An 11,954-nucleotide genomic window follows, 5' to 3' on the forward strand; every position below is an offset into this window, starting at 1 on the left:
CCGCGCGCATTGCGCAATGTCCGCGCGGCGAATTCGCCTGGGCAGACGGGCTCTGGGACACTACTCTCATGTCCAACGAAACCCTCGCCCGCGTCCTCGACGGCGCGGACCCCGCTGTCCGAATGCAAGACGACCTGTTCCGCGCGGTGAACGGCGCGTGGATACGAGACAAGGAGATACCTGCCGACCTCGCATCTTACGGCTCCTTCGTCAAGCTTCGGCTCGAATCGGAAGCGAATGTGCGGGCAATCATCGAAGACCTCGCGTCAGGCGAGCAGGAAGGGGACGCCAAGAAGATATCCGACCTCTTCTCTTCCTGGATGGACACGGACACGCTCAACCGGCTGGGCGTGGCTCCGTTGGGCAAAGACCTTGAGCTCGTCGAGGCTGCCTCGAGCCACGACGAACTCGCCGAAGCCGTCGGCTCGCTCATGGCCACCGGCGTTGCATCGTTCTTCTCCGTAGGCGTCGGCACCGACATCAACGACCCCAGCCGGTACGTGACATTCCTGGGGCAGTCCGGCCTCGGCCTCCCCGACGAGGCCTACTACCGCGAGGAACAGCATGCCGAAACCCTCGCCAAGTACACAGATTTCGTTCCGAGCCTCCTGGAGCTCAGCGGGATCCGCCCAGCCGCTTCCGCCGCGTCGGACGCCGCCGCCGCGTTGCGCCTGGAGGCGGAATTCGCCTCGACGCACATGACGCTCGTCGAGCGGCGCGATCCCGAGAAATACAACAATCCCTTCGCATGGTCCGACTTCGTCGAATCGGCGCCCGGCTTCGCATGGGAGAAGGCGCTGAGGGCCGCGGGCGCCCCCATGGAGACGATCGACTCCTTGCTTGTCTCAACCCCGCGCACGCTCACAACGTCGGCGGCGATATGGGCGCGCACCGACCTCGCCGACCTCAAGGCTTACACTCGCTGGCGCGTTCTCCGTGCGAGGGCCACGTTCCTCACCGAGGAGATCGACCGCGCGAACTTCGACTTCTACGGCAAGGTGCTGGCGGGGTCCACCGAGCAGCGCGAGCGGTGGAAGCGCGGGGTCGCCGTCGTCGAGGACGCGCTCGGCGAGGCCCTGGGAAGAGAGTACGTCGCCCGGCATTTCCCTCCCGAACACAAGGAAAAGATGCTCCAGCTGGTCGGCGACCTGCTGGAGGCCTACCGCCGATCGATCTCTGCCCTCGACTGGATGGGCGAAGAAACCAAGGCCAGAGCCCTGGCGAAAGTGGACGCTTTCTCGCTCAAGATCGGATACCCCGACGAGTGGCGGGATTACTCAGATCTGAAGATGGGCGAGGACCTCGTCGACAACATTCGCGCCGCAAACAGGTGGGAAAACGCAAGGGACTTCGCCAAGCTCGGCAAGCCGATGGACCGTTCCGAATGGCTGATGTTTCCGCAGACTGTCAACGCCTACTACTATCCCGTGTGGAACGAGATCGTCTTCCCAGCCGCCATCCTCCAATTTCCCTTCTTCGACCCCGAACGCGACGCCGCTTTGAACTACGGCGCGATCGGGGCGGTCATCGGCCACGAGATCGGCCACGGATTCGACGATCGAGGATCGAGGTTCGACGCCGACGGCGCCATCCGCAATTGGTGGACCGACGCCGACCGCGCCGCCTTCGAGGAACGCACTCGCGCCCTGGTCGCCCAGTATGACGCTTACATCCCGGCCGAGCTCGGCCCCGACGGGCCGCACGTCAACGGACGCCTGACCCTGGGCGAAAACATCGGCGACCTCGGCGGCCTGTCCATCGCCCTCAAAGCCTACGAAATCGCCCTCGAACGCGAAGGAAAAACCCTCGACGACGCCGACGTCATCGACGGACACACGGCCGCCCAGCGCTTCTTCCTTTCCTGGGCGCGGGCGTGGCGATCCAAGAGCCGGGTGGAAAGAGCGGAGACGCAACTGGCCACCGACCCTCATTCGCCTCAGGAATTCCGCACCAACGGAGTGGTTAAGAACATCGACGCCTTCGCCGAGGCCTTCGGCCTCCAACCCGGCGACGCCCTCTACCTGCCGCCCGAGGAACGCGTGCGCATCTGGTAGGAGCGACCGCCTCTGATGGCGCGCCTGCCTCCGGTGAGTGCGCGTCCGTTGACCGCGTCCGTTGACCGTGTGCGCATCCGCTGACCGCGTGCGTGTTTCGTGAGCGCAGCCAAGAAGTCTCTTCGCTCAAGCCGCGCCTTGTCGTCTCCTACGACGGCGGGCTTCTCACCCTCGACGGCGCAACGGGCAAGGTTCTGGCGGACGTCAAAAGGGGCGGTTTCCTCCGTCTGAACCCTGCGGGCGACGGCCGCCACGTCGTCGTCTCAGACGGCGACGTCTTCCGGCTCTTCGACGTCGGCCTCATTGCGGAGCGACACGAGGACCACTACCACTACTACGTCGACTCCCCCAGGCTCACGTCCGCGCGAATCAAAGCGCCCAAAGCCGGGCACGTCGTCAACCACGCCGGGCGCACGTCCCTATTCTCCGACGGCGACGGCACAGTCCAGACGTTCGCAGCAGACGCCCTCAAGGACGGGAAGCTCGACCCTTCGGAAATCAAGGCGTTCAAAGGAGGAGACGCCCACCACGGGGTCGCCGTGCCGCTGTCCAACGGCAACATGCTGACAACGAAGGGAACCGAGAAGGAGCGCCACACGATCCAGGAGGTCGATCCGAGCGGCAAGGTCGTGGCGGAAACAACGGATTGCCCGGGAGTCCACGGGGAGGCGGCGGCCCAGTCCAACGCAAACGGCGACGTCGTCTCCTTCGGCTGCACAAACGGCCCGGTCGTCTACCGGGACGGGGCCTTCTACAAGGTCCCCGTCCCCGAGGCCTACCAGCGATCCGGCAACCAATTCGGCTCCCCCTCCTCGCCCTATGTGCTCGCCGACTACAAGACGGTCAAGCCGGCCGAAGGCGCGGAAGGCGTGACCGAAAGGCCGACCTCGGCGGGAATCATCGACACGGCGAGCGGCAAGCCCGACGCCGGGTCGAAGAGATAGGCGCCGGGCCGAAGCAACTGGCGGCAGGTCAAAGAAGCAGGCGCCGAGCCGAAGGAGTAGGCGAAGCCGACGAGGAGAAGAACGACGGGGAAAGCGGGGCCCGCGCGCCAAGTGCGCGATACCCCGCTTTTCTCTTCGCACAAAACGCGTACCCTTGTAACGGACAACCTGCCCGAGACTCGGCGTCGGACCGACTAACTTGGCGTCGGACCGACCGTTCGATCACACTGACTACTCGAAAGGACATTCATGCCAGGGACCAACCTCACCCGCGACGAAGCAGCAAAGCGCTCTAGCCAGATCCAGACGGACTCGTATCGCATCTACCTCGATTTGGCGACGGGGTCGGAAACGACCTTCGTCTCGATCACAGAAATCGACTTCACTGCGGAAGCGGGGGCTTCGACGTTCCTCGACATCGTGGCCGAATCAGTGAACAAGGCAGTTCTCAACGGGAACGTGCTCGACGTCAACGCCTTTGCCGACTCCCGCCTCCCGCTCGATGACCTCGCGCCGAACAACACCGTTCGCATAGAGGCGACGATGAACTATTCGCGCACCGGCGAGGGCCTGCACCGCTACGTCGATCCGGCCGACGGCGAGGTTTACCTTTACTCGCAATTCGAGGTGGCCGACGCCAGGCGCGTCTTCGCCTGCTTCGAGCAGCCTGACCTCAAAGCGGATTTCTCTTTGACGGTCGACGCGCCCGATTCTTGGACCGTGTTGTCCAATTCCCCTTCGCCCGAGCCGGTTGCCACACGCGAAGGCATTTTCACCTGGCCGTTCACGCCCACCGAGCGCATATCCACCTACCTCGTATCGATCATCGCCGGCCCCTACGCGAGCGTGAAAGGCGACGTCTATCATTCGGTGGACGGCCGCGAGATCCCTCTGGGCATTTGGGCACGCAAGTCGCTCATCGAGTACGTCGACGCCGATGAGATCTACGAAGTCACGAAGCAGGGCTTCGAATTCTACGAGGCCAACTACGGGTTCCCCTACCCGTTCCGCAAGTACGATCAGATCTTCTGCCCGGAGTACAACGCGGGCGCGATGGAGCATCCCGGCAACGTGACGTTGGTCGAGTCCTACATCTTCCGCACGAAGCCGACCGGCGCGCTCATCGACCGCCGGGTCATCACAATCCTCCACGAGCAGGCGCACATGTGGTTCGGCGACCTGGTGACGATGAAGTGGTGGGACGATCTGTGGCTCAACGAGTCCTTCGCCGAGTTCATGAGCCACCTGGCCGCAGTGAAGAACACGCGGTGGAAGGACGCCTGGGTGACCTTCCTGGCCTCGGAGAAGTCGGGGGCCATTCAGCAGGACCTCCTCCCCTCCACGCACCCTGTGGCAGCCGACATCCGCGACATCGAGGACGTGCTGGTCAACTTCGATCAGATCACCTACGGCAAGGGCGCCTCCGTGCTCAAGCAGCTCGTGGCGTGGGTGGGGCTGGAGGAGTTCCTCGCCGGGGTGCGCTCCTACATCGCCAAGTACGCGTGGGGCAACGCCACGCTGGCCGATCTTTTGGCCGAGTTGGAGGCGACGTCGGGCCGCGACCTTTCGCGCTGGACGAAGGTGTGGCTCCAAGAGGCGGGCGCCAACGTCCTCTCCCCCGAGATCGTCGAGAAGGGCGGCGTCGTCGAATCCTTCGCGATCCGCCAGGAGTCCGACGGGCGCTCCTCGCTGCGCCCCCACCGCATCGGCGTGGGCGGCTTCGACGTAATCGACGGGAAGCTCACCCGCACCTTCTCCGCCGAGCTGGACATCGACGGCGGCCTCACGGAAGTGCCCGAACTCGCGGGCGCCAAGCGGCCTGCGTTAATCTTGGTCAACGACGAGGATTTGGCGTACGCAAAGATTCGCCTGGACGAGAAGTCGCTGGCCACCGCCGTCGAGCATCTCGACGCTTTCGAGGATCGCCTGGCGCGGACCAGCGTGGTTTTCGCCGCTTGGGATATGTGCCGCGACGGCCTCATGAGCGCCACCGACTATGCCAACATCGTCCTTAAGGCGCTGCCCGACGAAACGGACGGCACCGTCTTGCGCTTCATTCTCGGCCAGCTCGCGACGGCGGTGACCGTCTACTCCGACCCCGCCAATCGCGAGACCCTTCACAACGCCGTCGCCTCGCGCATCTTCGAGATTCTCGAGGGGGCCGAACCCGGCTCCGACAACCAGCTTCAGGTAGCTTCGGCCGCCATGCGCCTGGCGAAGACGGAGGAGCAGCTCGATCGCATCGCCGGATGGCTGGAGGGCGAGAGCTTGCCCGAGGGATACGTGGTCGACGCCGAGGTCCGCTGGGGAATCGTCATAGCGTTGGCCGCCGCGGGTCGCATCGGCGAGGCCGAAATCGCCGAGGAGTACGCCAAGGATTCGACCTCCTACGGTCAGATCTTCTCGGCTCAGGCGCGCGGAGCCCTGCCCGATCCCGCCGTCCGCGAGAAGGTGTGGAAGGAGATCACGGGAGACTTCGAATCCAACACCGTCCAGCGCAATCTCGCGCTCGGTTCCCGGCGTGCGACGCCGGAGTCGCTCGTCCCCTACGGGGCGCGCTACTACGAGGACGCGCGCGCCCAGTGGGATAACCATTCCGTGGAAATCGCACGCAACATGCTGGAGTACGCCTTCCCGATCGTCCTTGCCGGGCGCACGGATCTGGGCGTGGACATCGTCGCCTTGGGCGAGAAATGGCTGGAGGACAACAAGGACGCCGCCCCCGCGTGCGTCCGCCTGGTTTCCGAGTCGGTCGACTCGGCCCAGCGCGCGGTGCGTGCACAGGCCGTCGACGCCGGAAAGTAGGCGCCGACTCCGGCGATTTTGGACCGACGTCGTCACTCGCCGACGTCGGCGAATGAGACTCGATCTGGCCAGTGAAGGAAGCTGACAGGCGAAACGGGGCGGACACGAGCGGCGTCCGCCCCGTCCGGGGTTGCTCTGCAGGAATGCCGAAAGTGAAGTGTGTCGGAGCCACCGGGTACGATCCCGTCCATGGAAAGAGTGGGCTCAATCGACAGCGCCACGCCCGGCGCCTTGGAGTTCTTCGCGGGGATCGGCCTGGCGCGCATCGGTTTGGAGGCCGCTGGGTTCCGTGTGACTTGGGCGAATGACTTCGATCCAGACAAGAAGGCGATGTACGAAGCCCAGTTCGAAGACGCGGGCGATCACGTCTTCGCCCTAGGGGACATCGGAAAGATCACGGCCGACGAGCTCCCGAGAGACGCCGCGCTGGCCTGGGCCTCGTCGCCGTGCACGGACCTGTCGCTCGCCGGCGGGCGCGCAGGCCTAGCAGGCAACCAGTCGGGAACGTTCTGGCATTTCGTCCGTTTGCTTGAAGAACTGGAGGACGGCCGCCCTCAGATCGCGGTTCTTGAGAACCTCACCGGGCTTGCAACCTCGCACGGCGGCGATGATTTGATAGCCGCGATTAAAGCGTTCAACCGCCTCGGCTACTCGGTCGACGCGCTTGCCATCGACGCGCGTCGATTCCTGCCCCAGTCGCGCCCAAGGCTGTTCCTCGTCGGCGCGCAGACCCCCCGGCTGACTCCCCGGAACGTGATTTTGAGTTGCGGCCCGATTGGCTTCAGTGGATTTACGACGACAGCAGCTTGCAAACGCACCGCGCTCCCCTTCCGCTTCCCCCTGCTCCCCGAATCGACGGACTGCATCGTTCAGTCGAAGTCCTTCCCACAGACGACGACCGGTGGTGGAGCGACCAACGCAGGAAGTCCTTCGTGGCTTCGCTATCACCGGTTCAACGCGAACGATTGGATGTTCTTAAATCAGAAAAAGGTACAAAGTACCGCACCGCCTATCGAAGAACTAGAGGAGGAATTCCGGTGTGGGAGATGCGTCCCGATGATATTTCAGGATGCCTCAGAACCGCCCGCGGAGGCTCTTCCAAACAAGCTGTGGTCAAGCTAGGCGACGGACGCATACAAATCCGGTGGATGACTCCGTTGGAGTATGCCAGGCTTATGGGTGCCGAAAACTATGATTTGAGCAAAGCCCGCACCAATCAAGCTTTGTTCGGCTTCGGTGACGCAGTGGCGGTGCCCGCGGTTACGTGGCTCGCAGAGAACTATCTGCTGCCCCTTCTGCGCGGCCAGCTGGCCGCAGACGCCGCCTTTTCCTCTGCCGCGCTATGAGAATAGACTCTTTATGTGCCGACAGATTGTGTGCCAGCGGACTCCTGGGCGTCCAGCGAGCAAACCCGCAGGTCGATGCAGGCAAATCGATCGCGTGACACGGGGCCGGAGCTGGCCGTTCGGCAACTCCTGCACATGCGCGGCATGCGTTACAGAGTCGATATGCGACCAGATTCCTCCATCCGCAGAAAAGCGGACATCGTCTTCACCAGAATCAAGATGGCCGTGTTCATCGACGGGTGCTTCTGGCACGGCTGCCCCACTCACTTCACCGCCCCCAAGGCGCACGCGGAATACTGGCAGGAAAAAATCGGAAAGAACCGCAGACGCGACGCCGACGCCAATGAGCGGCTGGCTGACGCAGGGTGGACGGCTCTGCGCTTCTGGGAACACGAAGATCCCGGCGACGTCGCAGACGCAATCGAAACGGAGGTGAAACGCGCCCGCCTCAGTCGATCGTGAAGAGAGGCTTTCCTGCCTCGATTTTTGCCTCGGCCTGCAGAGAAAGCCGCGTCGGCAGCATTTTTCCCATGCATACGACAGGGGTGCAGATGCTCAGCTCCGCCTTCTGCGCCACGGACGTGTTCCACACGGCAATGGGCTGACCGGCGGAAATTTCGCGTCCGTCGCCCACGAGCGAAAGGAAACCCTGCCCCTTCAGCTTCACGGTGTCGACCCCCAGATGGACGAGAACGTTGTGGCCTTCTGGGGTCACGATGATGTAGGCGTGCGGCGTCGCCTTCTTCACGACGCCGGTGCAAGGCGAAAGAACCGTGAGACCGCCGGGAAAAGGGTCGACAGCCCACCCCGGCCCGACGATCCCAGCGGAAAAAACCGGATCGGGAACCGTAGTCAAAGCGGCGACAGTTCCCGACACCGGCGCGTAGACAGCAATCGACATGGACTACTTGCGCAGCGACTCCAACGTCTCGCTCAGCTGGTCGGCTTCCGGGCCGACGACGACCTGCACGACGGAGTCTTGAAGCACCACGCCAAAAGCTCCCGCCTCACGCAAAGCCGCCTCGTCGACTTGCGCGGGATCGGCAACCTCGACACGGATGCGCGTAATGCACGCCTCAATGTCCTTGACGTTGCCTTTGCCGCCGATTCCGGCCAAAATGGCCTCGGCTTTCTCGCTCATATTCCTCCGATCCTTTCCTCGCGTGTGTCGCGAGTCTCAGGTTAAGCCTACTGTGCCCGCGGGAGATCGTACACCTTGAGCGCAGATTTTGCCTCCCGATGCGCCCGCTATTGCGCCACAAACGCGCTGAGAAGGCCGCCATTGCATCCCTGAGCGCAAAAAGAGAGTCGTTGCAGCGTCCGCGAAACGCGCGGACGGAGCCGTCGCGCCCCTCGGCGGAGCCCCTCACGAACGGGGCTCGGGCCGCCCCCGGCTCTCGTACAGCTGCGTCGTGAAAGCGTCGATGAGCGAATTCAGACGAGAATTGCCGGAAAGGTCCTCGATGAGAACGACCTCGTTTGCGCCGTCGGCCAAAGGCACGCGCCAATTGGAATACTCGTTGTTCGTTCCGGGAACGTTCTGGGCGCGCCGTTCCCCGACCGCGTCCACGAGCGCGATCGCCAGCAGCTCGCCCGGGCTTTTCGCAATGTAACGGTGCATCGCCTCGACGATTTCCTGCTCCGTCGCCTCCTCGCCGATGAGCCCGTGCTCGCGGAGCCGGGCGAGCATCCGTTCGCGTTCCCGTTCGGCATCGTCCCTCACCTTGTCAACCGGCTCGGTAAGCACGCCCAAGCGCGAACGCAGGTCGACGTGTTCGAGCGCCAAATAACCGGCGGCGGGTGGAAGGTCGTGAGTGTCGACGGTGACGAGGGTTTCACGGCGCAGGTCCCACGGCTGTTTGAACGTCCCGTCCCCGTATGTTTCGAACCAGAGAACGGAGGTTCCGAGAATGCCCCGTTCAGCCAGGTATCCGCGCACCCACGGTTCGACGTTTCCGAGGTCTTCGCCGACGACGACGGCACCCGCCCGATACGCCTCGAGCATGAGGATGCCGACCATCGCCTCGTGGTCGAATCGCACGTACGTGCCATTGGCCGGATCGTTGCCTTCGGGAATCCACCACAGGCGAAAGAGGCCCATGACGTGGTCGACCCGAAGGCCGCCGGCGTGCCTGAGGACCGTTCGCACCATGTCCCGCAGGGGGGCAAAAGCCATGTCGCGCAAAGCGTCGGGGCGCCACGGAGGCTGCGACCAGTCCTGTCCGTGCTGGTTGTACATGTCCGGCGGCGCGCCCACGGCCACCCCCTGGGCAAAGGCTCGGGGCAGGGACCACACGTCGGATCCCATTCGATGGACTCCGACGGCGAGATCGTGGAAGATGCCGAGTCCCATTCCGGATTCGACGGCGTCGCGCTGGGCTTCGCTCAACTGCGCGTCGATGATCCATTGAAGCCACGCGTAAAAATCGACCCTTCCGGACAGCTCGCGGCGCTCACGGGACGCCTGAGGAGTGTCGGGGTGGGCGAATTCCTCCGGAAAGGCCTCGCCGTACTTCTCCCTGAGCGCGCACCAGAATGCGAAGTCCTCCAGCCCTTGGCCTTCGGCGGCGCGGAAGCGCTCAAAAGCGCGCTGGCGCGCCTCGGATCGGCCGAAGGAGTAGATGACCTCCAAGGCCTGAAGCTTGGCCGCCCAGGAGGCGTCGCGGTCAATCGTCTCGTCCTTTGTAGAGGATTCCTTTACCTTCTCGCCGGCAAGCTCCACGAGCGCGCGGCGGGCCCCCGGCATGTAGCCGACTTCGTGGATGTCCTCGGGGCGGATGTATATCGGATTGAAGAAGCGTCGGGTGACGGGAAGGTACGGCGAGGGAGTCATGTGTCCCACCGGCTCGGCCGAGTGAAGCGGGTTGATGAGGACGAAGTCGCCCCCGAGGTCGCCGAAGAGCGAGCACATCTCCTTCAGGTCGGCGGTGTCGCCTATCCCCCACGAGTCTCGCGAGCGCACCGAGTACAGCTGCGTCATGACCCCCCACCCGGTCATTCCCCGCTCTGCGGGCGAATCCAGGCGCTGCGGAGCGACGACAAGCGGCGCCGAGTGAAGCGAGCCCACGGAGTCCGCGTCCCCAACTCGGGCTCGCAAGATGTGGTAGCCCAGAGGAAGGTCGGGCGGCACGACGAAGGAGGCCTGTCCGACGAGGGTCCCGTCCACCTCTCGCGGCTCGGTGAAGTCCTCGGCTTGAGCGAGCGCGCGAATCCTGCCGTCTTCGAGTTCGACCTCGGCGGTCGCAGACTCCCCGTGGGGCACGTGGACGGCGACCTTGCCTTCGACCCCCGCTCGGACGACGGAGCAGGCGGGAACGACCTCCCGCCAAGGCCGCAAACGAATATCTGCAAGGGCCCGCCAGGCAAGGTCGGTGCTTCCTGCGTCGACTCCGAGCGCGGCGAAGACCTTGATGAGCGTGTCGTCGGAGACGGCCTTGAGGTTGCCGTCGTATCCCCAATATTCAGTCGCCACTCCCAGCGCCTCGGCGAGCTCGCACAGCAGGGAACGGTCTGGCGCGTTGTCGGTCATGGTTTCTCCTACGCTGCTCGACGATCGGCGCCGGCCCGCTGAGAAACCCGTTGAGATTCCAGCTGGGAAAGGCCCGAGCCACTAGGAAACAAGTCTGCCAGAATATGCAATCGGTTGCAGAATTTTCGTGATGTGATATGCAGGCCAGACAGACGCGTCGCCTGGGCCAGACAGACGCGGCGCTCGGGTGAAAGAGGTGTGATGCGCGGGCCAGGAAATTGACTGCTGAAAAACCTTCCTCGGCGGATACCATTGCTGTGGAGAACAACTACGAGTCAACGAAGGCGAGTCGATGGCAAGCTTCCTCAGCATTCCCGAAACCGACGTCGAACCATTGGCTAAGGTGCTCGGCACTCTGCGGCTGCAGCGCTTGGGCGGCAAACGTTACAGGGGCGAGAGCCTGCCTCAAATGTCGAAGCGGATCTATGGAGGCCAGGTTCTCGCGCAGGCGACGATGGTGGCGGCCGACACCCTTCCGGCCGACGACGATCGCCTCGCCCACTCCATCACGGCCGCGTTTCTTCGTCCGGGAAGGATCGACCAACCGTTGTTCTTCGAAGTGACCGAGCTGAACGACGGCCGCTCCTTCTCCACGCGCAACGTCAACGCTCTGCAAGACGATCACATCATTTTCACGGCCCGCATCTCGGCGCAGCTCCACCAGCCCGGCCCCTCCTTCGGCGAGGAGCAGCCGGACGCCCCGGCCCCTGAAACCTTGGAATCTTCCGTCGATTTCTTCGCCGCGATGAACACCCCTTGGGGGCACATCGTTTCGACGACGAACTCGCTGGACATGCGCCATGTGGGCGGATTTATCTTCACCGCCCCCGCGAAGGAGAGGACGAACCGGCACCTTATCTGGTTCAAGTCGCGCTCGGCGATGCCGAAGGGCTCCTCCAAGCTGCTCCAGCGAGCGATGCTCGGCTACGCGGCCGATCAGTTTATGCTCGAACCGGTCATGCGCGCCACCGGCATTTACTGGGCGCATCCCGAAGCCTCCATGGCCACCCTCGACCACTCCATCTGGTGGCACAGAAACTTCGACCTGTCCGATTGGATCCTTGCGGAGCTGGTCAGCCCGTCTGCACAGAACGGGCGCGGCTTGACCATCGCAAAGTTCTTCCAGGGCGGCAAGCACATAGCCACGATGTCCCAAGAAGGCATGGTCCGCCTGCGGAACGTCACCCACACGGAAGAATAAGCGGGGCCGTTTCCCATGCGACGACCCCGCCCAAACGCCTTGAGGCTCAAGCGCGTGCAAACCTTCCTCAAGCGG

At 63.9% G+C, this 11,954-nt stretch carries 10 protein-coding genes; 7 read left to right on the forward strand and 3 right to left on the reverse strand.

The features are described 5' to 3' along the window. The first annotated feature begins 68 nt into the window (after positions 1–68). The 6 genes from A4H34_RS10075 to A4H34_RS10095 all read left to right on the forward strand — a co-directional run bounded on the left by A4H34_RS10075 (position 69) and on the right by A4H34_RS10095 (position 7,611). Positions 69–2,054, forward strand: coding sequence for a M13 family metallopeptidase (locus A4H34_RS10075; RefSeq protein WP_064232066.1), 1,986 nt, complete (start codon positions 69–71; stop codon positions 2,052–2,054). A 92-nt stretch (positions 2,055–2,146) separates the two neighbouring features. After that, positions 2,147–2,998, forward strand: a complete 852-nt coding sequence (locus A4H34_RS10080; RefSeq protein WP_197480475.1) for a hypothetical protein — start codon at positions 2,147–2,149, stop codon at positions 2,996–2,998. Positions 2,999–3,247: 249 nt separating this feature from the next. Further along, positions 3,248–5,803, forward strand: coding sequence for an aminopeptidase N (pepN, locus tag A4H34_RS10085; RefSeq protein ID WP_064232004.1), 2,556 nt, complete (start codon positions 3,248–3,250; stop codon positions 5,801–5,803). 231 nt (positions 5,804–6,034) lie between these two features. Beyond that, positions 6,035–6,925, forward strand: coding sequence for a DNA cytosine methyltransferase (locus tag A4H34_RS10090; protein WP_197480476.1), 891 nt, complete (start codon positions 6,035–6,037; stop codon positions 6,923–6,925). Positions 6,926–6,951: 26 nt separating this feature from the next. Beyond that, the gene (locus A4H34_RS11310; RefSeq protein ID WP_009199966.1) at positions 6,952–7,149 is read left to right on the forward strand and encodes a DNA (cytosine-5-)-methyltransferase; all 198 of its coding nucleotides are present in this window, start codon (positions 6,952–6,954) and stop codon (positions 7,147–7,149) included. A 15-nt stretch (positions 7,150–7,164) separates the two neighbouring features. Beyond that, positions 7,165–7,611, forward strand: coding sequence for a very short patch repair endonuclease (locus tag A4H34_RS10095; RefSeq protein ID WP_231871032.1), 447 nt, complete (start codon positions 7,165–7,167; stop codon positions 7,609–7,611). Here A4H34_RS10095 and A4H34_RS10100 read toward each other — a convergent pair. The 3 genes from A4H34_RS10100 to malQ all read right to left on the reverse strand — a co-directional run bounded on the left by A4H34_RS10100 (position 7,598) and on the right by malQ (position 10,678). Next, positions 7,598–8,050 (reverse strand): PTS sugar transporter subunit IIA, encoded by a 453-nt coding sequence (locus A4H34_RS10100; protein WP_064232006.1) that lies wholly within the window; start codon positions 8,048–8,050, stop codon positions 7,598–7,600. The two genes, A4H34_RS10095 and A4H34_RS10100, sit on opposite strands and share 14 nt — an antisense overlap. Before the next feature lie 3 nt (positions 8,051–8,053). Beyond that, the gene (locus tag A4H34_RS10105) at positions 8,054–8,290 is read right to left on the reverse strand and encodes a glucose PTS transporter subunit EIIB (protein ID WP_064232007.1); all 237 of its coding nucleotides are present in this window, start codon (positions 8,288–8,290) and stop codon (positions 8,054–8,056) included. A 225-nt stretch (positions 8,291–8,515) separates the two neighbouring features. Further along, a complete protein-coding gene (gene malQ / locus A4H34_RS10110; protein ID WP_009199970.1) occupies positions 8,516–10,678 on the reverse strand; it encodes a 4-alpha-glucanotransferase in 2,163 nt (720 codons plus the stop codon). A gap of 292 nt (positions 10,679–10,970) precedes the next feature. Between malQ and A4H34_RS10115 the strand changes: the two genes are divergently transcribed. Beyond that, on the forward strand, positions 10,971–11,879 hold the full coding sequence (locus tag A4H34_RS10115; protein WP_009199971.1) for an acyl-CoA thioesterase: 909 nt from the start codon (positions 10,971–10,973) through the stop codon (positions 11,877–11,879). Positions 11,880–11,954: the final 75 nt, after the last annotated feature.

Source organism: Peptidiphaga gingivicola (assembly GCF_001652275.1).
In the GTDB taxonomy this organism is placed as follows: domain Bacteria; phylum Actinomycetota; class Actinomycetes; order Actinomycetales; family Actinomycetaceae; genus Peptidiphaga; species Peptidiphaga gingivicola.

Excerpts from the sequence above, each read along its gene's own strand:
- A4H34_RS10075 (WP_064232066.1), top strand. The coding sequence starts at position 69 with ATGTCCAACGAAACCCTCGCCCGCGTCCTCGACGGCGCGGACCCCGCT.
- pepN (WP_064232004.1), top strand. The coding sequence starts at position 3,248 with ATGCCAGGGACCAACCTCACCCGCGACGAAGCAGCAAAGCGCTCTAGC.
- A4H34_RS11310 (WP_009199966.1), top strand. The coding sequence starts at position 6,952 with ATGACTCCGTTGGAGTATGCCAGGCTTATGGGTGCCGAAAACTATGAT.
- A4H34_RS10100 (WP_064232006.1), bottom strand. The coding sequence starts at position 8,050 with ATGTCGATTGCTGTCTACGCGCCGGTGTCGGGAACTGTCGCCGCTTTG.
- A4H34_RS10105 (WP_064232007.1), bottom strand. The coding sequence starts at position 8,290 with ATGAGCGAGAAAGCCGAGGCCATTTTGGCCGGAATCGGCGGCAAAGGC.
- malQ (WP_009199970.1), bottom strand. The coding sequence starts at position 10,678 with ATGACCGACAACGCGCCAGACCGTTCCCTGCTGTGCGAGCTCGCCGAG.
- A4H34_RS10115 (WP_009199971.1), top strand. The coding sequence starts at position 10,971 with ATGGCAAGCTTCCTCAGCATTCCCGAAACCGACGTCGAACCATTGGCT.